Source organism: Ensifer sp. GW821-FHT05G01 (genome assembly GCF_059419585.1).
Genome location: NZ_JBWKSC010000017.1, coordinates 115,274 through 140,678 on the forward strand (window position 1 = coordinate 115,274; position 25,405 = coordinate 140,678).

At 62.6% G+C, this 25,405-nt stretch carries 23 protein-coding genes and 1 pseudogene; 7 read left to right on the forward strand and 17 right to left on the reverse strand.

Features of this window, described 5'->3' with window-relative positions:
* The first annotated feature begins 71 nt into the window (after positions 1 to 71).
* Entirely contained in the window at positions 72 to 251 is a 180-nt protein-coding gene (locus tag AC07UR_RS31330; RefSeq protein WP_209792611.1) for a DUF465 domain-containing protein, read from the forward strand.
* A gap of 129 nt (positions 252 to 380) precedes the next feature.
* Here the strand turns inward: AC07UR_RS31330 and AC07UR_RS31335 are convergent, their stop codons facing one another.
* The 9 genes from AC07UR_RS31335 to AC07UR_RS31375 all read right to left on the reverse strand — a co-directional run bounded on the left by AC07UR_RS31335 (position 381) and on the right by AC07UR_RS31375 (position 7,852).
* Entirely contained in the window at positions 381 to 857 is a 477-nt protein-coding gene (locus tag AC07UR_RS31335; RefSeq protein WP_209792609.1) for a YdeI/OmpD-associated family protein, read from the reverse strand.
* Between the two features lie 347 nt (positions 858 to 1,204).
* Positions 1,205 to 2,140 (reverse strand): carbohydrate kinase family protein, encoded by a 936-nt coding sequence (locus AC07UR_RS31340; protein ID WP_209792607.1) that lies wholly within the window; start codon positions 2,138 to 2,140, stop codon positions 1,205 to 1,207.
* The gene (locus AC07UR_RS31345; protein WP_209792604.1) at positions 2,137 to 2,646 is read right to left on the reverse strand and encodes an ureidoglycolate lyase; all 510 of its coding nucleotides are present in this window, start codon (positions 2,644 to 2,646) and stop codon (positions 2,137 to 2,139) included. The genes AC07UR_RS31340 and AC07UR_RS31345 overlap by 4 nt, the downstream gene beginning before the upstream one ends.
* Positions 2,643 to 3,383, reverse strand: coding sequence for a BtpA/SgcQ family protein (locus tag AC07UR_RS31350; RefSeq protein WP_209792602.1), 741 nt, complete (start codon positions 3,381 to 3,383; stop codon positions 2,643 to 2,645). The genes AC07UR_RS31345 and AC07UR_RS31350 overlap by 4 nt, the downstream gene beginning before the upstream one ends.
* Before the next feature lie 26 nt (positions 3,384 to 3,409).
* Positions 3,410 to 4,192 (reverse strand): GntR family transcriptional regulator, encoded by a 783-nt coding sequence (locus tag AC07UR_RS31355; protein WP_209792599.1) that lies wholly within the window; start codon positions 4,190 to 4,192, stop codon positions 3,410 to 3,412.
* A 19-nt stretch (positions 4,193 to 4,211) separates the two neighbouring features.
* Positions 4,212 to 5,072: an ABC transporter substrate-binding protein gene (locus AC07UR_RS31360; RefSeq protein ID WP_173422369.1), complete on the reverse strand. Its 861-nt coding sequence runs from the start codon at positions 5,070 to 5,072 to the stop codon at positions 4,212 to 4,214.
* A 30-nt stretch (positions 5,073 to 5,102) separates the two neighbouring features.
* On the reverse strand, positions 5,103 to 5,867 hold the full coding sequence (locus tag AC07UR_RS31365) for an amino acid ABC transporter ATP-binding protein (protein WP_209792597.1): 765 nt from the start codon (positions 5,865 to 5,867) through the stop codon (positions 5,103 to 5,105).
* Positions 5,864 to 6,790: an amino acid ABC transporter permease gene (locus tag AC07UR_RS31370; RefSeq protein WP_209792595.1), complete on the reverse strand. Its 927-nt coding sequence runs from the start codon at positions 6,788 to 6,790 to the stop codon at positions 5,864 to 5,866. Before AC07UR_RS31370 ends, AC07UR_RS31365 begins: the two co-directional genes overlap by 4 nt.
* A gap of 129 nt (positions 6,791 to 6,919) precedes the next feature.
* Positions 6,920 to 7,852 carry a LysR family transcriptional regulator gene (locus tag AC07UR_RS31375; RefSeq protein ID WP_209792593.1) on the reverse strand — a complete coding sequence of 311 codons (933 nt, stop codon included), beginning with the start codon at positions 7,850 to 7,852 and terminating at the stop codon, positions 6,920 to 6,922.
* A gap of 93 nt (positions 7,853 to 7,945) precedes the next feature.
* Here AC07UR_RS31375 and speB point away from each other — a divergent pair, with 93 nt between their 5' ends.
* The 5 genes from speB to betA all read left to right on the forward strand — a co-directional run bounded on the left by speB (position 7,946) and on the right by betA (position 13,953).
* Entirely contained in the window at positions 7,946 to 8,923 is a 978-nt protein-coding gene (gene speB, locus AC07UR_RS31380) for an agmatinase (RefSeq protein WP_209792591.1), read from the forward strand.
* A 55-nt stretch (positions 8,924 to 8,978) separates the two neighbouring features.
* Positions 8,979 to 10,487 carry an aldehyde dehydrogenase family protein gene (locus AC07UR_RS31385; protein WP_209792589.1) on the forward strand — a complete coding sequence of 503 codons (1,509 nt, stop codon included), beginning with the start codon at positions 8,979 to 8,981 and terminating at the stop codon, positions 10,485 to 10,487.
* A 131-nt stretch (positions 10,488 to 10,618) separates the two neighbouring features.
* Positions 10,619 to 10,786 (forward strand): hypothetical protein, encoded by a 168-nt coding sequence (locus AC07UR_RS31390; RefSeq protein WP_209792587.1) that lies wholly within the window; start codon positions 10,619 to 10,621, stop codon positions 10,784 to 10,786.
* Between the two features lies 1 nt (position 10,787).
* Complete coding sequence (locus AC07UR_RS31395) at positions 10,788 to 12,251, forward strand: cytosine permease (protein WP_209792585.1); 1,464 nt, start codon at positions 10,788 to 10,790, stop codon at positions 12,249 to 12,251.
* Between the two features lie 16 nt (positions 12,252 to 12,267).
* Positions 12,268 to 13,953, forward strand: coding sequence for a choline dehydrogenase (gene betA, locus AC07UR_RS31400; RefSeq protein ID WP_209792582.1), 1,686 nt, complete (start codon positions 12,268 to 12,270; stop codon positions 13,951 to 13,953).
* A gap of 159 nt (positions 13,954 to 14,112) precedes the next feature.
* Here the strand turns inward: betA and AC07UR_RS31405 are convergent, their stop codons facing one another.
* Positions 14,113 to 15,204 carry an aminotransferase-like domain-containing protein gene (locus AC07UR_RS31405; RefSeq protein ID WP_209792580.1) on the reverse strand — a complete coding sequence of 364 codons (1,092 nt, stop codon included), beginning with the start codon at positions 15,202 to 15,204 and terminating at the stop codon, positions 14,113 to 14,115.
* A 59-nt stretch (positions 15,205 to 15,263) separates the two neighbouring features.
* Between AC07UR_RS31405 and AC07UR_RS31410 the strand changes: the two genes are divergently transcribed.
* A complete protein-coding gene (locus AC07UR_RS31410; protein WP_209792578.1) occupies positions 15,264 to 16,205 on the forward strand; it encodes a hydantoinase/carbamoylase family amidase in 942 nt (313 codons plus the stop codon).
* A 527-nt stretch (positions 16,206 to 16,732) separates the two neighbouring features.
* On the opposite strand, the gene AC07UR_RS31415 is transcribed toward AC07UR_RS31410, so the two are convergent.
* The 7 genes and pseudogenes from AC07UR_RS31415 to AC07UR_RS31445 all read right to left on the reverse strand — a co-directional run.
* On the reverse strand, positions 16,733 to 17,386 hold the full coding sequence (locus AC07UR_RS31415; RefSeq protein ID WP_209792780.1) for a glutathione S-transferase family protein: 654 nt from the start codon (positions 17,384 to 17,386) through the stop codon (positions 16,733 to 16,735).
* A 376-nt stretch (positions 17,387 to 17,762) separates the two neighbouring features.
* Complete coding sequence (locus AC07UR_RS31420; protein WP_173422332.1) at positions 17,763 to 18,140, reverse strand: hypothetical protein; 378 nt, start codon at positions 18,138 to 18,140, stop codon at positions 17,763 to 17,765.
* A gap of 10 nt (positions 18,141 to 18,150) precedes the next feature.
* The gene (gene yghU, locus AC07UR_RS31425; RefSeq protein WP_209792576.1) at positions 18,151 to 19,065 is read right to left on the reverse strand and encodes a glutathione-dependent disulfide-bond oxidoreductase; all 915 of its coding nucleotides are present in this window, start codon (positions 19,063 to 19,065) and stop codon (positions 18,151 to 18,153) included.
* Positions 19,066 to 19,892: 827 nt separating this feature from the next.
* Positions 19,893 to 20,648 (reverse strand): annotated as a pseudogene (locus tag AC07UR_RS31430) (porin); the annotation flags it as partial.
* Positions 20,649 to 21,269: 621 nt separating this feature from the next.
* The gene (locus AC07UR_RS31435) at positions 21,270 to 21,608 is read right to left on the reverse strand and encodes an I78 family peptidase inhibitor (protein ID WP_234942048.1); all 339 of its coding nucleotides are present in this window, start codon (positions 21,606 to 21,608) and stop codon (positions 21,270 to 21,272) included.
* Positions 21,609 to 21,710: 102 nt separating this feature from the next.
* Positions 21,711 to 24,698, reverse strand: coding sequence for an autotransporter outer membrane beta-barrel domain-containing protein (locus AC07UR_RS31440; RefSeq protein ID WP_209792574.1), 2,988 nt, complete (start codon positions 24,696 to 24,698; stop codon positions 21,711 to 21,713).
* A gap of 520 nt (positions 24,699 to 25,218) precedes the next feature.
* A partial coding sequence (locus AC07UR_RS31445) for a hypothetical protein (protein WP_494700356.1) occupies positions 25,219 to 25,405 on the reverse strand: 187 nt, incomplete at its 5' end.

The window sequence follows — 25,405 nt, forward strand, 5'->3', positions numbered from 1 at the left end:
GATTTCAACAATGAATTGGAGCTATCGAATGATCTCGTCCAGTGTCGCGAGGTCAAACAAGGGCTTTTGCAATGGATCAGTTTCTGAAATCTCTCCGCAACCGCAAGGCGATCGTCGAGGCGCGCATTGTCGAGGAGCAGGCGCGGCCAGCGCCGGATCGGTTTCGTCTGCACACGCTGAAGAAACTCAGGCTGCAGTTCCGGGAGCAAATCGCATTCCTCGAACGGGCGAACCGGTTGCTTCCGATCTAGCGCGCTTGCGTCCGGACCAGGCTCGTTCGAAGCCAACGGCGGAGCGGGCTCGATGGGGGAGAGGTCGGTGCGCCTCGCACCGATCACAGTCAGGATGGCCGCGATTGACCATGCGATCATCGCACGCGCTTATTTCAGATTGTCGACCAGTTTGAGAATGCGGCGTTCCCGGACTTCTGCGGTCTTGGCCTCGTTGATGGCGTTGACGTGCTTTTGCCGAAGCCCAAAAGGCAGGCGATCAAAAGCCATTCGGGCTTGCGGAGAGTTATCGAGCGCCTCGGCGAGCTCGGTGGGTTCTGCGACTTCCCTTGGTGCCTCGTCGAGCTCGATATCGATCTCGACGATATCGCCTTCGCTGATCCTTGCTGCGGCGCGATGGGCAGCGCTGATCCCTATCAGCCGCTGTCCCCGCATGGCCGCCACCCGCGTGCGCCAACTAAAGCCATTGATCGTCACAGTCACCGGCGGACGACCTTCGGGACCGAGAATTTTCATCACTGCGTCGGGGACCTCGACACCTGTCGCATTGCCGGAAGGGACTACCCTCGCCTGGAACGTTCCTGATCCTCTGCCTGCATTTTTGTTCTGCTCATCTCTAGATGACATCGTCCAAATCCAATTTCATTTCAGCTATCCATAGCAGACCAACCGAGGGCCGGTGGAAGTTTCCCAATATGGAAAATCGACATCGTACGGCCTGGTGGCGCTGCGCCGCACGGGTTATGCGGCCACCTTGTAGAACGCGCGCCCAAGTCTGTCGGGATCTGCAGATTGCAGAGAATGGCATCCCGAGGCGGTGGGCCGGGCCTCAGTGCGGGAAATGGTGCAGCAGAAACCTCGTCGGATGACGCACATCGCCAAAGATGCTGAAGCTGATCGAGCTTTTCATCGAGCGTGCGCGCTCCCCTTGGCCGCATGGTTGCAAAGACGCTCGGTGTGACGGTCCCGATCTGCTAGAGCGTGCGCTTTTCTTCACGCCACGCGCGGATTGCTTCCGCGCCGGCCTTGCCGCCGCGCGGACCATGGATCGTGACTGAGCGGGAGGCGGCGGCGATGGAAAAATCCAACGCTTCGGCGAAGGGCTGGCCCTGGGCTAGACACCAGGTCAATGCTCCGCCGAACGTATCCCCAGCGCCGGTCACGTCGACGACCTCGACCGGGTAGCCGGCTGCCTGCAGGCGCGTCTCGCCGTCGTGTGCCTCCGCACCTTCAGCGGCCAGAGTGCGCACTACCCATCCGATCTCGTGATCCTTTATCCACCTAGCGATGCGCGAGAGGTCGTCATGGCCGAAGGCGGCGCGGAAGCCGACCTGGTTGAAGATGACGACGGCAGCGCCCTTGAGATAGGGCAGGTCTTCGGGCGTGCAGCCGCCGACATCGAGATCGAAGATTGCGCGGCGGTCGTGGCGCCTGAGATCGGCAACCAGATCGGCCTGCTTGAGGACGCCCCCGTCGATCTCGGCATGGAGCCGGCGCACGCGGTAAAGGGTGGTGTAGAGGAAGCCCGGCTGGCGCAGGGACACCAGCGTTGCCGGCGAGAGCCACATCGGCTGTTCTCCCATCTCCACTGTCAAAACCACGTGTTCACCATCGATGAGGAAGATGAGATTACGCGATTCTGCAACGGCCCGATCGATCAGCATATGATCGGTGGCGACGCCATTCTCCCCGAGGTCGGCGATCAGGCGACGCGACAGCGGGCTGTCGTTGAGCAGGGAAATGAACTGGGTGTCACCCCCGAGTGCCGCGTGCACGACGGCAGCATTGGCAATGGAACCGCCGATTTCTGCCGGCAGTTCCCGAACCATGCCCTTGTCAGCCCGGCCGGGCCAGCGGTCGGCCGTGTAGTATTCGTCGAGAGCGACATCGCCGATGAAGAAGGCAGTCATGCGACCTCCCCTTGCATCACCTGCACCCGGCGCGATCCGCGCTCGACCGGCACCCATGGGCTCTCGCCCAGGCCGCAGACCGCCATCCAGTAATAGGGTGTCGGGCCGTGTGCACCCCGGCAGGCATCGTGCCAGACGCCCCGATGCATCACCACCGCCTTGCCCGGCGTGATGACGAATGCCTCGATGTCAGCGGAAACAGGGGCATTGGCTGCCGATGCCGGTGCCACCGCGAGAACGATCGCTTCGCCGGCGCAGAAGATCGCCTCTTCGGTCAGCAGATGTCGCTCCATAGCCGTGCAGGACCAGGGCGCTCCTGGCGCGCGCGTGAGGCCGAGGCGGGGCGAACCTTCTACCAGCGGGACACGGGTGAACCCATCACGCCATCCGTCACCTGTCGTCCAGATCACCTGCCGGTCCTGATCGTCCATGAGGTCATAGACCTTGCCGTAGCGGGCAAAGTTCTCGGCTGTCACCGGGCTTGCCCAAACGGTGTCGGTGCTCATGTTGCGCTCCGTGCGGTGCGCACAACGCGCATCAGCCGCGCGACATGGCCGGCCTCGACCCTGCCGGTATCCTTGTGATCGTGCTTGAACCAGCTTCCGACAACGGCGCCGTCAGCATGCGCGAGCTGCTCGACCGCGTTCGCTTCGGTCAGGCCAGCGCCGATGAGCAGCGGCACGGTTCCGCCGGTTGCGGCGCGGAAGCGCGCGACCTTGTCCATGTCCGTCGGCTGGCCGGTGGCATCCGACGTTACCACAAGGCCGTCACAGCGTGCTGCGCCCAGGCGTACGTCGTCTTCCTCGGATCGCCCGGAGAGAACCGGTTGATACTTGAACCGAACGCCACCGAGCAGCAACGCCGGCACACCGGTCCGCCGTCCCGCAAGGTCGGCCGCAAACGAGGCATCGCTTTCCGGCGGCAGATGGCCGGCGACGGAATCCACCTGAATGAAGGAGACGGGGAAGCGTCTGGCAAGCGCAAAGGCGCGCGCATCGTCGCGCAGCACGTTGACGCCGATCCGTGCGCCGAGATCGAGGGTGCAAAGCCGTTCGAGCACGCGCTCGACATCGTCGGCATCGCCAAAGTAGTTTTCGACCACCAACCCGTCGACACCTTCGCCGGCCATGATGCGGGCCTCCTCTTCGGCCTGAGCGCATTTTGCGGCAGGTCCGTCGCCGCTCAGGTGCAGCATGCCGAGGATGGGTTTCGGGGTTGTGAAAGTCTCGCCAAAACGGCTCATATCAGTTCTCCTGGGTCGCGCCGCTGTCATGCGGGCGCGGTATCGCGCCCCCAGCGCGTTGCGAATTTCATCTGGACGGCCGGCGAGTAGACGATCGACGTGCGTTCAACCAATTGGTCGTCGGCATCGAGCACGTCCCCGCTGGCGCAAAGATAGCCCGGCACGGAAGGCGCCGGGGCAAAGACCTCCTGAAGACGATCGGACGGCGGCACGACGGTGAGCAGCAGTTCCGAGCGAAGGGGATGGCGATCGTAATCGCGGCGCAGCACCTCATAGAGGGATTGCGCGCCGAAATCGTAGGCATCGATGCCGGGGTAGAGGGCAAGGTCGAGCTGCGACGTGTCGACGTTCAGCCAACTGATCGTCTCGCCGTTCGCCAGACCTCGGGCACGCACCAGGAGGAGTTCGCCGTTTTCCACCCGGTGCTCCAGAACCCGTGTCACCGGGCGCTGGCCCTGACGCCTGGCCAGCTCGGTGAAGCTTCCGAAGTTCCAGATGTTGTGGCTGATCGGCCGGTGCGAGACGATGGTGCCGCGACCGCGCACCTGCTGAACCAATCCTTCCGACACCAGCAGCGCCATTGCATTGCGGACCGTGGTCCTGGCAATGCCGAACTGGTCGCGCAGCTGGTTCTCCGAGGGGATGGCTTCCCCCTCGGAAAAGTCGCCGCTCAGAATGGCGGCACGCAAGGCCCGGTAGAGCTGCCGGTAGAGCTGCTCGCTCGAAAAGGAATCGAGGCGAAAGCGCGACAGCCGGTCATCCGGGCTTTCGGTGGTTGCGTTGGCGTCTGGCGTGGAAGGATGGGTCAAGGCAGGCTCCGGCAAGTGGTTACTTCGTGGCTCCGTTTATCTTGAACTCCTCGACGCCAGCCTCTTTCAAGCCGTGGCGGTCGAGGATCTGTGCATAAGTGCCATCGGCCTTCAGCACATTGAGCGTTGCATGCACCGCGTCGCGCAACTCGCCATTCGCCTTGGCGAAGGCGATGCCGTAGTGGTTGATTTCTCCGACGTCGCCGATCTGGTAGAACTTGCCCGGCTCCTGCTTGATCAGGTCGAGAAGTCCCTCGAGGCCGATCACCGAGGCTTGGGCACGGCCCTGGCGGATCTGCATGATGTGTTCGGCCTGGGTCGGGATCTGGATGACGGTGATCAGCTTGTCGGCCGGGCAGATCGACTTTCCAAGCTCCTCCGCCCACGTGACCCAGCTCGTGCCTGTCGCCACCGCGACGGTCTTGCCGCAGAGGTCGGCCTCGGTCTTGATCTCGCCCTGATGGTCAACGCTGGAGTAGAAGACGTTGCCGGTCTTGAAATAATCGATGAAGTCGAGCTGGGTCTGGCGCTCGACCTTGTCGGAAAAGGCGGTGATGATCATATCCGAGCGGCCGGTGACGACCTGCGGGATGAGCTGCGGGAACTCGACGTTCTGGAATTCTGCCGTCAGGCCAAGGCGCTCGGCGATCGCCTTGGCAAGATCGATGTCGAAGCCCTTCAGATCGGTCGAGCCGGCGTCGCTGTACTCCATCGGCGGATAGGCGAGGCTGATGGTGAAGTTCAGCTTGCCAGCCGAGCGAACCGCTTCGGGCAGGGCTGCCGCGAGCTTTTCGTCGGCGGCATGGGCGGCCACGCCAGATGCAAGACTGATGAATGTGGCAGAGGCGAGCCCCAGGACCATCGGCAGCAGTTGTTTCATTTCCGTTCTCCCTTTTTTGAACTTTGTTGATCAGGCCAGCACACGACTGAGGAAACTGCGCACGCGCGGGTCGCCGGGGTCGCTCAGGACCTGCTGGGGCGCACCCATTTCGCGGATCTCGCCGTCAATCATCACCACGACGCGGTCGGCGACCTCGCGGGCAAAGCCGATCTCGTGCGTCACTACGATCATGGTCGTGCCGCCGCGTGCCAGATTGCGCATCACTTCCAGCACCTCGCCGACGAGTTCCGGGTCGAGGGCGCTGGTCGGCTCGTCGAACAGCATGACGCGCGGTTCCATCGCCAGGGCTCTGGCAATCGCGACGCGCTGCTTCTGGCCGCCGGAAAGTTGCGAAGGGTAAGCGGACGCCTTCGCTGCCATGCCGACCTGCTCGAGCAGGCCCATGGCACGGGCTTCAGCCTCGTCACGGCTGAGACCGCGCACAACCATCGGTCCCTCGATGACGTTTCCGAGCACCGTCCGATGGGCGAACAAATTGAAATGCTGGAACACCATGCCGAGCTGGCTCTGCTGGGCGCGCAAGCGCTTGACCGGCAATTCCTGAAGCGCGCCGCGGTTAAGCTCATAGCCCATGATCGAACCATCGACCCAGACATAGCCGCCATTGGGCGTTTCCAGATGGTTGATGCAGCGCAGGAACGTGCTCTTGCCGCTGCCGGATGGACCGAGAATGCAGAGCACCTCGCCATAGGCGACTTCCAGATCCAGGCCCTTCAGGACCTCGTGGCTACCAAAACTCTTGCGGATACCGACCGCCTTGACTGCGAGGCTCATGCTTCCCCCCTTGCGGCCGGCCGCCGCGCCCAGGCCCAGAACCCGCGGCGATCGCTGGTTGCAGTGGCGGCATCGCGGCCGAAGTGACGTTCGAGATAATATTGGCCGATGGAAAGGACGGTGGTTCCGGCCAGGTACCAGACGGCGCAGACGAACAGGAGCTCGATCACGGCACCGTTGATGAAGTAGATGCGCTGTGCGGCGTTCAGCATTTCGCCCATGGCGATCGTGGCGGCCAGCGAGGAGAATTTCAGCATGCCGATGGCGCTGTTGCCGAGAACCGGCAGGATCAGGCGCACCGTCTGAGGCAGGATGATGCGTCGCATGGTCTGGCCCGGCGTCATGCCAAGCGTGTGGGCCGCTTCCTTCTGACCGCGGTCAACGGAACCGATGCCACCGCGCACGACCTCGGTGAGATAGGAGCCTTCATTGACGCCGAGCCCGAGAACGGCAGCCACGAACGGCGTGACAACGTCGACCATGCGCTCGTCGACGAGGCCCGGAATATAGAGGCGCGGAAAGACCAGCGCGATGTTGAACCAGATGAGCAGCTGCAGCAGCACCGGCGTGCCGCGGAAGATCCAGACATAGAGCCACGCGGCAAAGCGCAGGATCGGGTTTTCCGAAAGCCGCATGATACCGAAGGCGAAGCCAAGGGCGACACCGAGCGCCAGCGCACAGGCCGAAATCAGCAGCGTCCAGCCGAAGCCGGTGACGATCACGCCGGCAGTCAGGAATTGTCCGACCACCGTCCACTGGATTTGTCCGACGGCGAAGGCTCGGACGATGATGGCGAGCAGCAGAAGGACGATGCCGCCGCTGATCCAGCGACCGGGGTGGTGCAGGCGACGGACGATCACATCCGGGCCGGGCAGGTCGATCAGCGGTAGGGCTGCGGGTGAATGGTGAGGCAAATGAGGCATGAAATCCACTTGTAGGGTTAGGCCTACAACTTACTATGGACGGTTTCGCCCGGTGTCAAGCCGCTTTGTCAGCGCTTGCTCAAAGAAGGGTGCGACGCTCCAGGATCCGGAAACACGGGGCTCCGGACATCAGCGCGGCTTGCGCCTGCTTTCCGTGATGGTCTGCGCCAGCGTTTCGGCAGCACGCGAAGGCTTGTTGCGCGGATAGGCGATGTGGAAAATATCCTCGAAGGTCAGGCGCTCGGGAGCGAGCACCCGCAGGCGGCCGGTGCGAACCCATTCGTCAGCATAGTGATCGGGCAGGAAGCCGATATAGGCGCCGGACAGGAGGAGCAGCAGCGTGCCCTCCATGTGCGGCGTCGCGGCTGCCCAGTTGAAGTTCACGCCGCAGATCGTTTCGTTGAGCATGTAGGTACGGCCGGCGAAGGATTGGGATTCGAGTTCGCCGTCGGTCAGCTCCGCGTCCGGCCGAGCAAAGAGCGGATGGCCCACGGCACAGTAGAGTTTCTGCACTTCGGAAAAGACCGTCTGGCTGCGGAAATGCGCAGTGACGTTGCCGACCGACGGCATCAGGACGATCTGATAGGAGCCGTTCAACAGGCCCTGGTTCAGCACCTGTGGCGCGGCAACGTCGATTTCCAGATGCACGCGCGGCGCCTTGGCGTGGAAGGCGGCAAGCGCGCCCTGGAGGTCTAGGTCGCGATTTGTGATCATCGCATCGACGGTGCCGAAGCTCAGGCTGCCTGTCAGCTCCCCTTGCGCCTCGCCGATGCGGCTTTGAAACTTTTCCAGCGAGCCGAACAGTTCGAGCGTGGCATCATAGACGAGCCGTCCTTCGTCGGTGAGTTCGAAGCCGCTGCGCCCACGACTGCAGAGGCGCAGGCCCAGCCGTTCCTCCAGATGGCGCATATGGGTGGAGATGGTCGCCTGCGTCATGCCAAGTGCCGATTGCGCGGCGGAAAAGCCGCCGTGCTGAACGACGGAGGCAAAGACGCGCAAAAGTCTGAGCTCGGCATCGCCAAGCGAGAGATTGAGGACGCGGTGCCGAACCTTGTTGATCATGCATTGATAAATGCACAAGTGAACATGTAATCATAGATACTTTTAAATGTTTCCGCCTTTGGCACACTCCCTCCCACCTTTGGAGGAGGGGACATGACCAGCAATTCCTATGAAACCGGACGTCTGAACCTGCCGTTTGTCGGCATCTGCACCTTCGGCAAATATCCCTACCAACCGGACTGGGACGCGATCGACGCCGACGTGGCGATCCTCGGCGCCCCCTTCGACTGCGGCACCCAGTGGCGCGCCGGCACCCGCTTCGGGCCACGCTCGATCCGCGAGGCCTCCACCCTCTTCTCCTTCGGTCATGGCGGCGCCTATGACCACGAGGACGACGTCACCTATCTTCCGAGCGGCGAGGTCTCCATCGTCGATATCGGCGATGCCGACATCGTCCACACCGATACGATGAAGAGCCATGCCAACATCGAGTTCGGCGTGCGCAAGATCTTGGAGGCCGGCGCGTTGCCGGTGGTGCTGGGCGGCGACCATTCCATCAACATCCCCTGCGTCAACGCCTTCTCCGACGACTGCGAAAAGAACGGTCCGATCCATATCGTGCAGATCGACGCCCATCTCGATTTCGTCGACGAGCGTCATGGCGTGCGCTACGGCCACGGCAACCCGATGCGGCGAGCGGCGGAAAAGCCCTATGTCAGCGGCCTGTCGCAGCTCGGCATCCGCAATGTCTCCTCCACCGCCAGGGAAGGCTACGAGGACGCCCGCAAGATGGGCTCCGACATTCTGTCAGTGCGCCAGATCCGGGCGCTGGGCACGGATGCGGTGGTCGAGCGCGTGCCGGCCGGCGCCCGCTATTACGTCACCATCGACATCGACGGCTTCGATCCCTCGATCGCGCCGGGCACGGGAACCCCGTCCCATGGCGGCTTCATCTACTACGAGGTGCTGGAGATCCTGGCGGCGCTCGCCAAGCGCGGGACCATCGTCGGTATCGACCTGGTGGAGGTCGCCCCCGACTACGACCACACCGGTGGCACCTCCATTCTGGCCGCGCAGGTTCTGATGAACCTCATCGGCCGCGTCATCCAGACAAGAGCCGAAAAACGCTGATCGAAGACCCGGGGAGGGCCGGCACGCCCAAGGCGGCCGACGAGGAGGAAAAGACATGGACGAAAGCGTCCGCAACTATCTGGATCATTATGGCGTCTGCGATGCGACGCGGCGGTTTCTGGCCAAACCCCAGAAGATGTTTATCGGCGGCGCCTGGGTCGACAGCGGCAATGGCGAGACCTTCGACATTTTCGAACCGTCCACCGGCGGCATGATCACCCGTGCTCCTTCCGGCACCACCGATGATCTCGACCGGGCCGTCCGCGCCGCCCGTGCACAGTTCGACGGCGGCGCCTGGCGCCTCCTGAAGCCGCTCGAGCGCGAACGCTTGCTGCACCGCCTTGCCGACCTCATCGAGACTCATGCCGACGAACTGGCGGAGATCGAAGCCATCGACATGGGTAAATCCGTGACCTTTGCCCGGGAAATCGATATCCAGGGCACGGTCGATACGTTCCGCTACTTTGCCGGCTGGCCGACAAAGCTGCATGGCCGCACCGTCGAGCCTTCCATTCCCGGCAATTATCTCGCCTATACCCGCAAGCAGCCCCTTGGCGTCGTCGCCGCCATCGTACCGTGGAACTTTCCGCTGCAGACCATGGCGTGGAAACTCGCGGCTGCCCTTGCGGTCGGCTGCACAGTCATCGTCAAACCGGCGGAACTGACCTCGCTCTCCACCCTGCGCTTTGCCGAACTGGTGCAGGAGGCGGGCATTCCCGATGGCGTGGTCAACATCGTCACGGGCAAGGGCAGTGTCATCGGCGCGGCCATGTCGACCCATCCGGGCATCGACAAGGTCACGTTCACCGGCTCGACCCCGGTCGGGCAGGAAGTTGGCCGCACGGCTGTCGGCAATCTCAAGCACGTTACGCTGGAACTCGGTGGCAAATCGCCGGTGCTCGTGCTCGACGATGCCGACCTGCAGAGTGCTGCGCTCGCGGTGGCGAACGGCGTATTCTTCAACTCGGGCCAGGTCTGCGATGCGGGCACCCGCGTCTATGTCCAGCGGTCTGTGCACGACGCGTTCCTCGATGAACTGGTCGCCGTCACCCGCACGCTGAAGCTCGCGCCGGGTCTCGACCGCGATTGCTACATCGGTCCCATGGTCTCTGCACAGCAGAAGAAGGTCGTGTCCGACTATATCGAAGCCGGCCGTCGTGAAGGCGCCGAGCTGATCCATGGCGGGGGCAGTCCGGACCGGCCGGGCCATTTCGTCGAACCGGCAATCTTTGCCCATTGCAGGCCGGAGATGAGCATCGTGCGCGAGGAAATCTTCGGGCCGGTGCTGGTCACGAGCCCCTTCGAGACGCTGGATGAGGCGGTTTCGTTGGCGAACGACACGCCCTTCGGCCTTGCCGCCGCGATCTACTCGAACGATCTCGCGCGCGTGCACACGCTCATCCCGCGCCTGCATGCGGGCTCCGTCTACGTCAACGCGCACAGCACGATCGACCCGTCCATGCCCTTCGGCGGCTTCAAGGCCTCGGGCTTCGGCAAGGACCTGGGCCCCGAACAGCTCGACTACCTGATGGAGACAAAGGCGGTGTGGATCACGCTGCCGTAAGCGCCGGGGCGGCTTGCGAAAACATTTCGGGTCGCCGCCCATGGGCGGCCCGGTCACGAGACCGGCGGCTGATGGAGCCGCATGTGTTCGCGGAAAGACGCCAAAGGCGCGACGCGACAGGGGAACAAAACATGGAAAACGATGTCGCCTGGCAGAACGAACTGGGACGCCGCGCCCGCATCTATGAAGACATCGAGGCGGGGCGCCGCTTCGAAGGCACGATGAGCAAACTCGACTATGCCGGCATGACCGTGCTGACGCTCGTGCTGGTCCTCGGCTTCTGGTTCTGGGGGGCATGACATGACCGATCACGTTGCCACCGGTGGGCTTGCCGCCGCAGAAATACTAAGGGAGGAAGCCTCCGCCAACCGTGCCGCCGCCGAACGCGGCGACGCACCGCTGCTACCGTCGGAACGGCTCTGGGGCTTCTGGGAGTTCACCTACGCCAATTCGGCACTCGCTATTGCCACCTGGGCCTTCCTGATCGGTGGCTCCGTCGGTCTTTTCGTCGGACCGAAGGAGGGCATTGCCGCCATCATCATCGGCAACATCGTCGGTGTCATGCTGACGGCGCTGGCCACCACGCCGCTTTCCGGCCGCTACGGCATCGAGCAGTTCGTCGCACTGCGCAGCCAGTTCGGTTATAACGGCAGCCGCGTCGTCTATGTGCTGGCTGTCGTGGTGCTCACCATGGGCTGGCTCGCGGTGCTGGCCATGATGTTCGGCCGCTCGATCGACGGGTTGACGGCGCTGAGCTCCGGCGAGGCCGCCAATCCCACCGGCATCAAGATGATCATCGCCGCCGTCGGCGCCATCCTCGTCACCTGGTTCATCGTCGCCAGGGGGCCGACCTCGATCAAGTTTTTCAACATGGTCGTCTCGCCGGCGCTGGTGATCCTGATGATCGTGATGCTCTACCTCATCCTTCAGCATCGTTCCTTCGCCGAACTGCTGGCGATGCCGGCGCTCTCGCCACCCTTCGAAGACAACACGCTCAACTTCATGATCGCCGTCGAGGTGAACCTTGCCGCCGGATTCTCGTGGTGGCCCTATATCGGCAATCTCGCCCGCTTGACGAAGAACGAGCGCACGGCGTTTTGGCCGAACATCCTCGGTATCTTCGGTGCCGCAGCGCTCGGCGAAATCGTTGGTCTTCTCGCAGCCGTTGCGCTGGGAGACAGTGATCCAACGATCTGGATGACCAAGATCGCAGGCCCGATCATCGGCATCATCGCTTTGCTTTTCGTCGCCTTCGCCAACATGACCTCGATGGCGAACATCCTCTACACGTCCATTGTCGGCCTTCGGCAGGTGGGAACCGCGTCTATCCGCGCGATCTCGTGGGGCATGATCCTCTTCCTGTTCTGTATCATCCCGCTCGGCCTCGTCGTCTTTTATCCGCAGATGTATGACGGCTTCTTCATTTTCCTCGTCTGGACCTCGGCCCTCAACTCTGCGCTCGCCGGCATCGGCATCGCCGACTACTTCTTCCTGCGCGGCCAGAAGCTCGATATGCGCAGCCTGCATGGACCGCAGGAGACGGGTCCCTATCGCTTCTGGGGCGGCTTCAATCCAATCGGCCTCTTTGCACTTGCCGTCGGTTTCGGCGTCTACGTGCTCGTGTTCAATCCACAGACGCTCGAAAGCCTGCCTGTCTTCAAATACCTCACCGCCTCCGTGCCTTCCTGCCTTGCGGCCGGCGCGGTGCACTATGTCCTGACCCGGCTTTTCGCCCGCGGGCGCGGCTGGGGCCTCTATCCGTAACATCGGGATATCAGCCATGAACGAGACCTACGACTTCATCATCATCGGCGCCGGATCGGCCGGCTGCGTGCTCGCCAATCGTCTTTCGGAAGATCCGGCCACGAAGGTTCTGGTTCTCGAATATGGCGGCAGCGACAAGTCGATCTTCATCCAGATGCCGACGGCGCTGTCCATTCCGATGAACGGCACGAAGTACAACTGGAAATACATGACGCTGCCGGAGCCCGGTCTCGACGGTCGCCGGGTCCATTGCCCGCGCGGGAAAGTCATCGGCGGTTCCTCCTCGATCAACGGGCTCGTCTACATGCGCGGTCATGCCCGCGATTTCGACGAGTGGGAGGAGTTGGGCGCACGCGGCTGGCGCTATTCCAATTGCCTGCCCTATTTCCAGCGCGCTGAAAGCTGGCAGGACGGGGGCGACGCCTATCGCGGCGCTTCCGGCCCGCTCGCAACGAACGCCGGCAACAGGATGAAGAACCCGCTCTACAAGGCCTTCGTCGATGCCGGCCACGAGGCGGGCTACATCACGACGCAGGATCCGAACGGCCATATGCAGGAAGGCTTCGGCCCCATGCACATGACGGTCAAGGACGGCGTGCGCTGGTCGACGGCCAATGCCTATCTGAAGCCGGCGATGAGCCGGCCGAACCTCACCGTCGTAACCCATGCCATGACACGGCGCGTGCTGCTGGAAGGCAAACGCGCCATCGGCGTCGAGTACGAACTCGGCGGGCAGCGCGTCGTGGCGAAGGCGAGCCGGGAGGTGCTGATATCCTCCGGCCCGATCGGCTCGCCGCACCTGCTGCAACGCTCCGGCATCGGCCCGGCTGCGGTGCTGCAAAAGGCGGGCGTCGAGGTGCTGCATGATCTGCCGGGCGTCGGCGAGAATCTGCAGGACCATTCGGAGGTCTATATCCAATATGCCTGCAAGGAGCCGATCACGCTCAACGGCAAGATGGGTCTCCTCAGCCGCGCCCTGATCGGCGCCGAGTGGCTGCTGTTCAAGAAAGGTCTGTCGGTCTCCAACCATTTCGAGAGCGGCGGCTTCATCCGTTCCGATGCGTCGCTGCAATGGCCGGATATACAGTTCCATTTCCTGCCCGCCGCCATGCGCTACGACGGCAAGAAACCGCTCGACGGTCACGGGTTCATGGTGCTGACCGGACCGAACAAGCCGAAGAGCCGCGGTCATGTGCGGCTGCGCTCGCCGGAGGCGCACGAGCAGCCGGATATCCTCTTCAACTATCTTGACCGCGAGGAGGACCGGGAAGGTTTCCGCCGCTGCTTGCGACTGACGCGGGAGATCATCGCCCAGCCGGCCTTTGACCGCTTCCGCGGCGAAGAAATCGCCCCCGGGACGAATGTTCGCACGAATGACGAGATCGACGCCTGGGTGCGCGAGACCATGGAAAGCACCTACCACCCCTGTGGCTCCTGCCGCATGGGTGAGGACGAGATGGCCGTCGTCGACAGCGAACTACGGGTGCGTGGCATTGGCGGCCTGCGGGTCATCGACAGCTCCGTCTTCCCGGCAGAGCCCAACGCCAACCTCAATGCGCCGACGATCATGCTCGCCGAGCGTGGCTCGGACATGGTGCGCGGCAAGCCGCTGCTTGCTGCCTCCAATGCACAGGTCGGCATGGCGCCCGGTGTCGGCGTCTCCCAACGCAGCGGCAAGCCGCTGCGTGCCGTCGGGCAGTGAGGCGACCGCGATGTTGCGCGGCATCGGTCATGTTGTTGCCCGTCGGGATCCTGATGATCCCGAAGAGCCGCGCAAATGGGCGCTTGTCATAGAGGCGCTTGTTCGCGGGATACTGGCCCGCCTTACCGGCGGGCGCCCTTTGCCGCGACGTCGCCCGCGTCACGGCCGGGACAGCGCCTCGGCCAAGCGGCCGAGATAGGACCGCATACGCTCCGCCGGCACGCCGGCATAGCCGAGGATGAGTGCGCCAGGCCTTCGGGTCGCAATGGCATAGTCGGAGAGCGGGTAGCATTGCAGGCCGGTCTCCAGCACATCGCGCTGGACTGCCCGGTCTTCGCGTCCGTTCGCAAGCCACGCCAGCGCGTTGAGACCGCTTTCGGAACAGTCGATCTGGGCGAGCCCGGCAAGAGCGGACTGTCCCGCCTCGATAAAGGCGCTGCGCCGCTCGCCATAGAGGCTGCGCATGCGCCGTAGGTGGCTGGCGAAATGCCCACCACCGATAAATTCGGCAAGCGCGAGCTGCGCTTCAACCGGCACGCTGCGATGGATCAGGCCCGAAAGATTGCGGAAGGTGCCGACGAGTGGCTGCGGCAGCACGAGATAGCCAATGCGGATGCCGGGATAGAGCGCCTTGCTGAAGCTGCCCGCGTAGATCACCCTGCCATGACTGTCGATGGAGCGTATTGAGGGGAGGGGCGCCCCGTCGTAGCGAAACTCGCTGTCATAGTCGTCCTCGATGATCCAGCTGTCGTTCGCCCGCGCCCATTCGAGAAGGGCAAGTCGACGCGGCAGGGAGAGCGTCACGCCGAGGGGATGATGACGCGACGGCATGACGAAGGCGAGCCGCGCATCCGGATGACGCGCCATGGCGCCCGCGACGTCCATGCCGTCCGCATCGACATCGGCAAGGCAGAGATTGAGGCCCAGCGTGCGGAACAGGTGAGAGGTAGTGACGGGGCCGGGGTCTTCGAACCAGACACCGTCACCCGGATCGGCCAGTGCCAGTGCGGCGAGCGTGAAGGCGGCATGTCCGCCTGGCGTAATGACGATCTGCTCGGGATCGCAAGGATCGCGCCGGTGCAAGGCGAGGTATTCTGCGATCCGCTGGCGCAGAACCAGCTCTCCCGCGACATCACCGTAGCCCATGCCCACCCGGCCGACGCGGGCCGCGGCGTTCCAGCATTTGCGCCAGATGGCGAAAGGAAACTGGTCGAGCGCCGGCTGGTTGGGCAGGAAGGGTTTTGGTTGCACGCGGCCGATTTCCGCCGAAACCCCGCGCGACAAGGCGCCGATCCGCGACAGCCTGGGCGATGCATCGCCATCTGCCTGCGCCGACCGTGCCGGATCTCGGCCTTGAGACCGAGAGGTCGGTGGACCTTTGTGTCTGGACCAACGAAGAAGGCAGCCGCTTTCAGCCGGCGATGATGGGGTCGGGTGTTGCCTGCGGCATCCTCCCCCTTGAACAGGCCCTTGCCGCGAGCGATGCGGACGGCGTCCGTGTCGCGGACGAGCTCGTTCGCCACGGCTATGACCGCGAGCCGGCACCGGATGTCGGCTTGGCCGACTGCTATCTCGAACTGCACATCGAGCAGGGGCCCATCCTTGAAAACACCGGCAAGACCATCGGCGTCGTAACCGGCGGGCAGGGGATCCGCTGGTACGAGATCGCGCTGCATGGCGAAGAAACCCATGCCGGGCCGGTTCCAATGGCGCTGAGGAAAGACCCGGTGCCGCTGCTCGCGCGAATGATCGACCTTGTCCATGCAATCGGCGGGCGCGATCCGCAGGCGCGCTGTACCATTGGGCAGGTCCGAACACATCCCGGCTCCATCAATGTCGTGCCGGGCCGCATCGAGATGACCGTCGACCTGCGGCATCCCGACGAGGCCGAGTTGGACGCCATGCATGATGCCTTGATGCGTGGCTGCAGAGACCTGGCATCCACCCACCCGTCCATAGGGCTGGACGTTCAGCTTCGCTGGCATTCGCCCGTCGTTCGGTTCGATCCGAGCCTCGCAAAGCTGGTCAGGTCGAGTGCCGAACGCATGGGCATCGCCGCCCACGAAATGGTGTCCGGGGCGGGCCACGACGCCTTTCATCTTGCGCGACGGGTGCCATCGGTCATGATCTTTGTTCCCTGCCGGGATGGCGTCAGCCACAATCCGCGCGAATACGCCTCACCGGAGCATGTCGCCGCCGGGGCGAATGTCCTTCTGTCTGTCGTCCTGGAGAGGGCCATGTCTCGCGGATGAGCCACTCGAATTTCCGCCGGGCCCGTGCAAAATAATTGCCGTCGCAGTCACTGTTTTAACAAGAGTTTTGTAGTCCATCCTTGTCGCCCGATTGCCCATATCGGAACGGTGGAGGCTAGGTCGTTTGGGAAGATTGATCGCGACCTCTTTGTCGATGAGTAAGCTTACAATGGCTATGATTGCGAACAGGCCGTCATCGGCTACGAATTCAGACACGCTGCAACGATGTCTGGTCGCTCCGCCACAACGCGAAAAATATCTCGGTCGACGATTCCTACGGGACGTTGTTCTATAACGGCTATGTCGAGACGGGTGGGGTGATCGACCACACGACGAACATCGGCATCGATTACAAGTGGTTCCGCAACGACTATGCACCCACATCATGGTCATGAAGGACGGGGCCGTCGTCGCGCAAGGCGCGCCGAAAGACATCAGGGCAGGGGGTGAGGACGCAGGTCTGCGATCGGCTGCGGCCTGCGGGCCGCCTTGGCGTTGGATGTCCGCTTCCGGTAAAGAGCGGATCTTTAACCGTCTGTCGATGCGGCGCTGAAAACGGCCAATTGAGCGTCGAGAGCACGACGGTAGGCGGGCCGCGCCTGGCCGCGGGCGATGTAGGCGGAAAGGTTCGGATAATCGTTCAGCAGGCCCGATCCCTCCAACCTGCGCAGGACGGTCACCATAAGGAGATCGCCGGCGCTGAACGCGCCGTCGAGCCAGTCGGCATCGCCAAGCCGGAACGACAGTTCGCCCAGTCGTTTACGGATGCGTTCCTCGACGGCAGGCCGGCGCTCCTCATACCAGGCCTTGTCGCTCTCCAGATATCTGGCGACTTCGCGCTCGACGATGGGCGGCTCTATCGTGCTCAACGCGGCGAACATCCACGCGATTGCGCGCGACCGGGCATTCGCATCGTCGGGCAGCAGGCCCGAATGTCGCTCGGCGATATGGAGGACGATGGCCCCGGACTCGAACAAGGCAAGGTCGCCTTCCTCATAGGTCGGGATTTGCCCGAAGGGCTGACGCGCGATATGGGCGGGTTCCTTCATAGCCTTGAAGGAAACAAGACGGACATCGTATGACTGGCCCGTTTCTTCGAGCGCCCACCGAACACGCATGTCACGCGCCATCCCCTTGCCGCGATCGGGCGACCGTTCAAAAGCGGTAATAGTGATCGTCATTGTTGTTCTCCATGGCTTGTCAGTCTTGAAGACGACTGGCGACATGGGATTCCGACACGCCGCCGAGTGATGATTTCGCTCGCGCTGAATCCAATCGATCTCGCAGCAACTGTAACATTGGTCTTCTTGTTTGACGGGCGCGGCGGCTTCCCCGGCTTTTCCGCAGAGAAGTTCCTGGGGCGAGCCAAAGATGAGTACCACCGACCAGAGACACGCCCGTCTTGGACGTACCGACAACTTGGCAGCAGCGTGCCAGTTTCGCAGCGCTCCCCACAAGTCAGATCCCTGGAAGGAGCAACCATCGCCGTTTGCAAGCGAGTGGCCGGTTCGCCCAAGGGACCTGTGCGGCGGCGCGCACAGGTTGGGAGTCGTTGCGTCAGACTTCGAAGATGTCCTCGAAGGATTCAGGGAAGCTCTGCCGGGCGACGCGTTCGTTGATGACGAGCAGGGCTTCGTAGGACACCGGATCGAAATCCTTCTCCACGGCCATGACCTCGCGACCGAAGAGGAGATTGAGCCGGGCGGCGTCAAGATTGCCGCGCTCGAACGGTTCGGCGCCGAAATGGTGCCAAAGGGCGTGGAGGAATGCCGCATCGATGCGGTGCGCTCCCGAGCCCGGCCGGGCGTGGCGGGGCAAAGCCTTGATCGGCGTTGCCCCTTTGGGATTGGCGCGGCGGATAACGAATTGTATGCCTGTGCCTGGCATGGCGTAGGGAAAACCCCGGTGTTTCGTCATATCAGGCAGCTTCGCCATTCGTTTCTCCTTACGCTGTCTCGTTTTGGTTGATCTTGTCCTGCGTCTTCGTGTCGAAGTCGGAGGCGTCGTGGCGTTCGTGCAATTGCTCCGACGGATCGCCGCTCAGGCGGTTCACCATGCGGCCGCGCTTGACTGCAGGTCGGGCGGCGATTTCCGCCGTCCAGCGCTGGACGTTGCTGTAGCTCTGGACATCGAGGAACGTGCCGGCATCGCCATAGGCCTGATTGAGTGCCAGGTTGCCGTACCAGGGCCAGATGGCCATATCGGCGATCGTGTATTCCTTGCCGGCCATGAACTGATTGCCTTCGAGGTGGCGATCGAGCACGTCGAGCTGGCGCTTCACCTCCATCGCGTAACGATCGATGGCGTATTTGATCTGCATCGGCGCATAGGCATAGAAATGGCCAAAACCGCCGCCGAGGAAGGGGGCGGAGCCCATCTGCCAGAACAGCCAGTTGAAGGTTTCCGTGCGGGCGCGAAGCTCGGCTGGCAGGAACGCACCGAATTTCTCCGCGAGATAGAGCAGGATGGACGCAGATTCGAACACGCGAACCGGCGCGCCGCCGCCCTTCGGGGCATGGTCAAACAGCGCAGGGATCTTGGAGTTCGGATTGATTTCGACGAAATCGGAACCGAACTGGTCACCATCGCCGATGCGGATGGGCCAGGCATCGTATTCTGCTTCAGAATGGCCGGCCGCCAGCAACTCTTCCAGCATGATCGTCACTTTCACGCCATTGGGAGTGGCAAGTGAATAGAGCTGAAGCGGATGCCTGCCGACTGGCAGCGCCTTTTCGTGCGTGGAGCCGGCGATCGGGCGGTTGATACTGGCGAATGCGCCGCCGTTGCCTTTGTCCCAGGTCCAGACCTTGGGGAGTTCATAGCCGGCGGGAAAATTATCGGCCGGAGATTTCTCGCTCATAAAATCTATCCTTGTCGTTGCCAGAACACATCCGAGCTACCCGGTGTGACGTCGCTCAATATAGGTTGGCGCTCGGTCTTCACCAGCTCCTGCCACCTGCCGATAGGGTGGATTTTTGAACAAAAGGTGTTCACGATGCAATGGCCGAGGGAACGTCGAGATGGCAACGCGGTCAGCCTGATGCCGTGCTACCGGTTGAGCGATGCCGACGCAACCTTCCGCAACGATCCAGTTCCGCGTTTTCTCTTGGCTGGCGACCGAGCATTGTCGGCGCTTTCTTAAACAGCGACGTGAACACGGCAACGTCTGGATGGGGTCGCGGAAGCGGCCGACAACGAGAGTACGGGCCGATCCTTGTCGATGGGATCGTCCCACTTCGGGTATATCTGTCAGCGAGAGGCGGAAGTCATGGAGCCGACAGGCAGCCATCTATGTGCAGGGTGACCCGGCTCCTCACATCCATCAAACGACCCTGACGGGCATGTTGCTGACCAAGCGACCGCTTCTCACATGAACGTGGCGAGCTTTCGCGCTCTGTCGCGCACAAATGCTGCAATGTGGGAAGCTGTGTGTCGCGCATGCGTGGGCCGATGAAGGCGCGCGGCAGTTGCGGGATAGCAGCGAGAACGAGGATTGCGGTCGTCAATTGGACTGGGAGGGCGCGGCGATCAGTGGCCGGAGGTCTGGAGCAGATCCGGATGGCGCTCAGCGCTGCGCCAAGGCGCGCCGCAATAAACTAGCTTTGGTTCGTTTGTTCCAAAACTGTGATGTCCCGGAAGCCCGCGGCAATCTCTCGCCGCGGGCCATGCACTCAAGCCGAGTTTGGCTTAGAAGTTGCGCTGCAGGCGGACGAAGCCCTTGACCTGGTCGTTCGAGCCACCGCCTACGGTGTCGGTGTCTTCGTACTGAACCGAGACGCGCGAAGCCAGACCTTCGGTGATCGCGTAGTCGAGGGTCAGACCAGCGCGCCACTTGTCGAGGCCGCTGTCGAAGGTGTTGCCGGTGCGCAGATCGCTCCAGTACTGAGCACCGGGGGTGATCTTCAGCTTGTCGGTTGCCTTGAAGGCGTACGACGCAGCAACGGTCCACTCGGAAGCATTCCAGTAGGCGTTCGGGTCGGAAGCCCAGATACCAGCGATCTGGAAGGTGCCCGGGCCGAGGTCTGCAGAGAGCAGAGCGCGGATCGCGCCTTCTTCAACTTCAGTGTCGAAGCCACCGAGCAGGTCGAACGATACGCCGCCGACCGAAGCCGAAACGATACCTTCAACGCCAACGCCGTTGTTCTTGGTGGTTGCGCCTTCGAGTTCGTCGACAGCGATACCAGCCTGGAACGAACCGCCGTCATAGAGGTAGGCGATCGAGTTGAACTCGGTGACGTTGCCGAGCGAGTCGCTTTCGCCGTTCAGGCCCTTATCCCACCAACTGTAGAAGAAGCCGGCCTTCAGGCCGCCGAGCTGGATGTAGGCTTCATCAACGTCGATCAGGCTGTCGCCCTTGTTGGTGTCGTTGTCGGCGTTGAATTCAGCAGCGAAGAAGCCGGTGAGCGTGCCGTACTCGGTGTCGCTCTTGGCGTCGAACGGAAGCCTTTGAGAAGAAGGGCTTTCGGTGAGCGGCGCCGTCAATGATCAATCGTTGGCGGCGCTTTGCTTTGCAAGACGACATGGGCTCAGCGCATCGCTGTCGACAGCGTACGCCGCCTCGTCCGCCCATCATCGACGCCGCCGGGAATTCGATGCTTTCAGAATAGGTTTCATCCACCACGAGGATAATCCTCAGGCCGGCAGCCTTATGGAAGACGTCCCACGGTATCTCACAGCATCTCGAAGAGACGAGCCAGATCGGCTCGGAGGCATCTACATCGTCGCGTTGCTTCAGCACTGTGAGCAGCGCGGGATGAAAGCGTTCGACAGCGTGTTTTTGTGCGGCCGGCACAAAGAGTGCCCGTCTCTTGGGCCGACGCGACCTCACGCCGGACCGCTGGCTCGCCAGACATCGGCCCACTGCGCAGGAGGAGGCATGACGGCGTCTCTATCGGATAAGGGAGGGTGGTTGGTCGTTCCCCCTCTTTGACAAGGGGAACGATGAGCAGCGAGGCGTGTTTGTGCGCAATTTTTGCCACACGTGACGATGCGAGCATTTGCATCGTGGAGCACCTTCATGGTGGAGCCGTTCTGGCCCCACTGCTTCGTACCATTCGTCGACGTCTATCCGCACGTAGCGCGGACAATCTTGCCCGTCGCCGGGTCGGTTTCGATGGTGACGCGCTCCTGTCGGAAGTCCATGGTGGCCGGATCCCCGGGCTTCAATTGCCTGACGATCGTCGCACCCGTCATTTGTTTTGCGTCCTCATCGGAAATTCTGTCCTTGCCTGCCAGGGCTTCTGCTGCATCTGGCTTGCACGACCCGGCAGGTTGGCTCGCGGTGGATTCCGGCTCCTTCTGGCAGCCGGCGGCTCCAAGCAGGAGCAGACCTGCGCCGAGCGCTGCGAAATGACGGGCGTAAATCAAGGGCATCATCCTTTCACTTCTGAAAATGCCGAACAATCAAAGCAATAACGCGGCAACGAGACCAACGATCCATTGCGGCAAGGTCCGGTTGCAGGGCCGGCCAACCTGGTATGGTAGCCATTGGCATGTGTCGCTTGCCTAGAAATTCACGATCAGGTTTGCCCGAGCGGCGTTCGATTGCACGCCGCCCGCAAATTCGCCCAGATAGGTTAGCGTCACCTGGGCGGTTGCGGATAGCCTCGCGGAAATGCCTGCCTCCATCACCAGAGCATCGCCGGGCATGGTGACGCCGCCGATTGTGAAGAAGCTGCTGCCGGCAAATGCAAGCCGCGCCGAAGGCGTCAGGTCTCCCGCGGCATGCCGCCAACCCAGCATGCCGGTGGCCGCGATTGGCAGCTCGCTGCCGAGAATGTCTGCCGACCAGCGCAGGCCAACCGTCGATACCGTCACGGCGTCCGAGCCCTCGGCCGCTGAGACAGCGGCCGTGCCGCCCGTCTCGCTGAACGCGTCGGTATCGAGATCGACATAAGCGATGTTGGCGAAAGGCTGGAACTTGATATGCTCCGCCGCAAACGTCCAGGACAGATCGGCAAAGGCCTGGCGGGTGGCGCTGTCGTAGTCCGCAGTCAGGCTCTCGGCGAGGGAACCAAAGGCAACGCCGCGTCGGGTCGAGATTTCGTTATGAGAATAGATCGCCCCCGCCATCAGATCCAGCAGTCCGATTTCGCCGGAGACATAGAAACCGGCATGATAGGAATCAGCGCGTGCTTCCGGTTGCATGGCGAGATGGCTGTAGCCGAGAAGGCCGCCGAGGCGCCATGTGTCGGAGATCGCCGCATCCGCCCCGAACAAGACACCCGCCGTTCGACCATCGACGCCGGCTGCGTTGCCGTCACCGGCGAGTTGGTTTGCGGCCGCATAAGCGGATGTCCAGAACACCACGTCGTCCGATTGCCGCAAGCCCTGGCCTTGCGCCGGGCTCTTGCGGTCGAGAACCGCCTGCCGCGGAAATCGGCTGTCCCAGAGCAGTTCGCTCTTGAGAGAAGCATGGGCTTCGCCGCTCAGTTGCGAAAAGGCGCTGCCGGCGGATTGCTCGTCCAGTGACACAACGTTTAGGAACAGCGAGTTCGACGGTCCTAGCGCCTCGACGGCATTCGCTGTCGCACGACCGTTCGCTGTCTCCGCCATATCGGCGAAACGCACGTCATTGCGATCAAGGGTGAGATCGACGCTGGTGGTGCCGTAGCTCAGGCTCGGCAACAGGAAGGCAAAGTTGCTGATAACGTCGTCAAACGCACCGGTGACGCTGCCGCCCGTCAGGATCGTGTAGTCGGTCGTCGGGGCATAAGTGCCGCTTGCGGCCAGAATTTCGAGCGTTCCGCCTTCGATGCTGATGGCACCGGACGCATCAAGGCGGTCGGATAGGCCCGTGGTATCGACCTCCACCCGGTAAGTTGATCGAGACCGGAATGTCACGTCTCCATCGAGGGTGGCGGTCTGGATGCCTGGGCCGGGCGAGAACACGCCACCCGCATTGACCGCCAGTCCGCCGATGACGCCGGTGCCGGACAACAGGCCGCCATCGAAGACGTCGACGCTGCCGACGACCACGCCGTCGTTGACGAGCGCGCCGCCGGTGACTGTTGCCGTGCCATTGATCGTGCCTGTGTTGGAAAACAGGCCGTCGCTCACTGCCAGTGAGGCGATGGTTCCGTCGTTCGAACCGGCGCCGGCATTTTTCACGACACCGGCAGTGGAGCCGCTGTTGTTGGTGAACGTGCCCCCGGAGCCGACATCGACGTCAGCGAGCACCGCATTGTTGACGACGCTGCCGCCCGATACCGCAGACGTCCCGGTGACGGTGCCGCCGCCATTGTTTGTGAACGTGCCGGCGGTATTGTTCAGGGATGCGACAGTGCCCGCATTCGAGGTGTTGCCGGCATTCTCAAGCGCGCCGACCGTCGCGCCGCTGTTGTTGACGAAGGCGGCCGCCGCCGCAACATCCGCTTGCGTCACGACGAAGTTGTTCGTCACCGTCCCGCCTGCAACGGTTGCCTTGCCTGCAATCGTACCGCCGGAATTGTTGGTGAAGGTCCCTGATGTGTTTGTCAGGGAAGCAATCGTGCCGGCATTGGAAGAAATGCCACTGTTTGCGACCGCACCGGCGCTTGCGCCGGAGGTGTTCGTAAAGCTGCCGCCGGCGCCGACGGCGACAGTGGCAAGCGTCGCATTGTTGGTGACGTTGCCGCCCGAGACCGTCGTCTCGCCGGTCACTTCTCCGCCGAAATTGTTGGTGAAGCTTCCGTCCTTGTTGTCGACGGAGGCGATCGTGCCGGCATTCGATACGGTGCCCGAGTTCGTGACTTTGCCCGCCGTCGCGCCGTTGTTGTTGACGAAGGTGGCTGCGGCTTCGACATCCGCTTCCGTGACGACGAAATTGTTCGTCACGGTGCCACCCGAAACGGTCGTCTTTCCCGTGATCGTGCCGCCGGCGTTGTTGGTGAAGTTTCCTGCCGTGTTCGTCAGCGCGTCGAGCGTTCCGGCGTTGGAGCCGGTGCCGGCATTGGTAATGGCGCCAGCGGTTGCGCCGCTGTTGTTGACGAATGTTCCCGCGGCGGAAACATTCACGTCGCCGACCTGGCCGTTGTTGGAAAGCGACGTCGCCGAACCGATCGTGGCGCTGTCCAGTGTCCCGTTGACCGATACGTTGCCGTTGTTCAGCGTCAATTTCCCGTTGAGGTCGCCGTCGATGGACAGGCCGCCACCGTTCAGGTCGACATCTGAGTTCAAGGCGCCGCCGGCGTTGATGCTGATGCTGCCCGAGGCGATCGTGCTGCCGCTGGTGACGGTGAGCACACCGGTATTGGTGATCGTGACATTGCCGCCGTCCACACCGAGTTGGCGAATTGTCGATGAGTTGGTGACCTGTGGCGAGCCGTCGTCGACGACCGCTGCATCGCCCGTGCCGGGCAGGGCGGGGTTCCAGTTCGCACCGTTGCGGAATTCATTGTCCGAGGCGCCGGTCCAGACGGACTGGGCAAGCGAAGGCACGGTCAGAGCCAGCGAGGCCAGTGCCGTGTAAAAGCCGATACGCCGGGAGTGTGCCGCAAGCGGTGTCTTCTGCATGGGTGACTGCCAATGCTATCGAACGCTCGCGAGATAGCCAGCGGTATGGTGACGATACCTAGCTAACCATGGTTAATGATTCTCTACCATAGCTGGCGCGACCAACGGCACGGCGCTCGTAGTCTTACCGGACGCGTGAGCCGCGCCTCGTCTAGGAAGGCAGATGTCATCGTCTCTACAGGATCTATGTTGGAACCGGTGATCGCCGACGTCGGGTGCGGAGTGCGCTGTTCTGCGGAGCTTCGGAGCAATGGCGGGACGGTGTTTCCCGAGGATGTGCGGAATGAAGGCGAAGCTGCGATGATGGCGCCATTTCACCCGCGAAAGGCCATTGTCGGCGGCGTCGGCTGGTCTTTCGTTACAGCCGCGATCTGGTCGCGGTGCCGCGGGTGCGTGCGGTGCGCGAGTTCCTGATGCAGATCGTGCGGGAGAACTGGGGCCATTTCAGCCGCGAAAGGCCGCTAGCGGCAGCGCCGGTGGGCCAGATCCTGCGGGCGCAATAGAGCGCCCAGGCTACCCCTCATCGTTTTCTGCCCTGTTCGGTGATGTGAGCGCCGAAATCCGCCGTCGATTTGAGTGTGTTCCGCCCTGTTGATAACTCCCTTTCAAATTTCCTTTGTATTTTCAGTTGCTTGTCGTTTCTTGGTGATTTTTTGAAATTGTCTGTTGACGTGTTCGAGGTGTGGGGTCTATAAGCCCGATCACTG

Excerpts from the sequence above, each read along its gene's own strand:
- AC07UR_RS31375 (WP_209792593.1), bottom strand. The coding sequence starts at position 7,852 with ATGATCAACAAGGTTCGGCACCGCGTCCTCAATCTCTCGCTTGGCGAT.
- AC07UR_RS31390 (WP_209792587.1), top strand. The coding sequence starts at position 10,619 with ATGGAAAACGATGTCGCCTGGCAGAACGAACTGGGACGCCGCGCCCGC.
- AC07UR_RS31330 (WP_209792611.1), top strand. The coding sequence starts at position 72 with ATGGATCAGTTTCTGAAATCTCTCCGCAACCGCAAGGCGATCGTCGAG.
- AC07UR_RS31395 (WP_209792585.1), top strand. The coding sequence starts at position 10,788 with ATGACCGATCACGTTGCCACCGGTGGGCTTGCCGCCGCAGAAATACTA.
- yghU (WP_209792576.1), bottom strand. The coding sequence starts at position 19,065 with ATGAGCGAGAAATCTCCGGCCGATAATTTTCCCGCCGGCTATGAACTC.
- betA (WP_209792582.1), top strand. The coding sequence starts at position 12,268 with ATGAACGAGACCTACGACTTCATCATCATCGGCGCCGGATCGGCCGGC.
- AC07UR_RS31345 (WP_209792604.1), bottom strand. The coding sequence starts at position 2,646 with ATGAGCACCGACACCGTTTGGGCAAGCCCGGTGACAGCCGAGAACTTT.
- AC07UR_RS31440 (WP_209792574.1), bottom strand. The coding sequence starts at position 24,698 with ATGCAGAAGACACCGCTTGCGGCACACTCCCGGCGTATCGGCTTTTAC.
- AC07UR_RS31410 (WP_209792578.1), top strand. The coding sequence starts at position 15,264 with ATGCATCGCCATCTGCCTGCGCCGACCGTGCCGGATCTCGGCCTTGAG.
- AC07UR_RS31350 (WP_209792602.1), bottom strand. The coding sequence starts at position 3,383 with ATGAGCCGTTTTGGCGAGACTTTCACAACCCCGAAACCCATCCTCGGC.
- AC07UR_RS31370 (WP_209792595.1), bottom strand. The coding sequence starts at position 6,790 with ATGCCTCATTTGCCTCACCATTCACCCGCAGCCCTACCGCTGATCGAC.
- AC07UR_RS31340 (WP_209792607.1), bottom strand. The coding sequence starts at position 2,140 with ATGACTGCCTTCTTCATCGGCGATGTCGCTCTCGACGAATACTACACG.
- AC07UR_RS31360 (WP_173422369.1), bottom strand. The coding sequence starts at position 5,072 with ATGAAACAACTGCTGCCGATGGTCCTGGGGCTCGCCTCTGCCACATTC.
- AC07UR_RS31415 (WP_209792780.1), bottom strand. The coding sequence starts at position 17,386 with ATGACGATCACTATTACCGCTTTTGAACGGTCGCCCGATCGCGGCAAG.
- AC07UR_RS31420 (WP_173422332.1), bottom strand. The coding sequence starts at position 18,140 with ATGGCGAAGCTGCCTGATATGACGAAACACCGGGGTTTTCCCTACGCC.
- AC07UR_RS31365 (WP_209792597.1), bottom strand. The coding sequence starts at position 5,867 with ATGAGCCTCGCAGTCAAGGCGGTCGGTATCCGCAAGAGTTTTGGTAGC.
- AC07UR_RS31335 (WP_209792609.1), bottom strand. The coding sequence starts at position 857 with ATGTCATCTAGAGATGAGCAGAACAAAAATGCAGGCAGAGGATCAGGA.
- speB (WP_209792591.1), top strand. The coding sequence starts at position 7,946 with ATGACCAGCAATTCCTATGAAACCGGACGTCTGAACCTGCCGTTTGTC.
- AC07UR_RS31385 (WP_209792589.1), top strand. The coding sequence starts at position 8,979 with ATGGACGAAAGCGTCCGCAACTATCTGGATCATTATGGCGTCTGCGAT.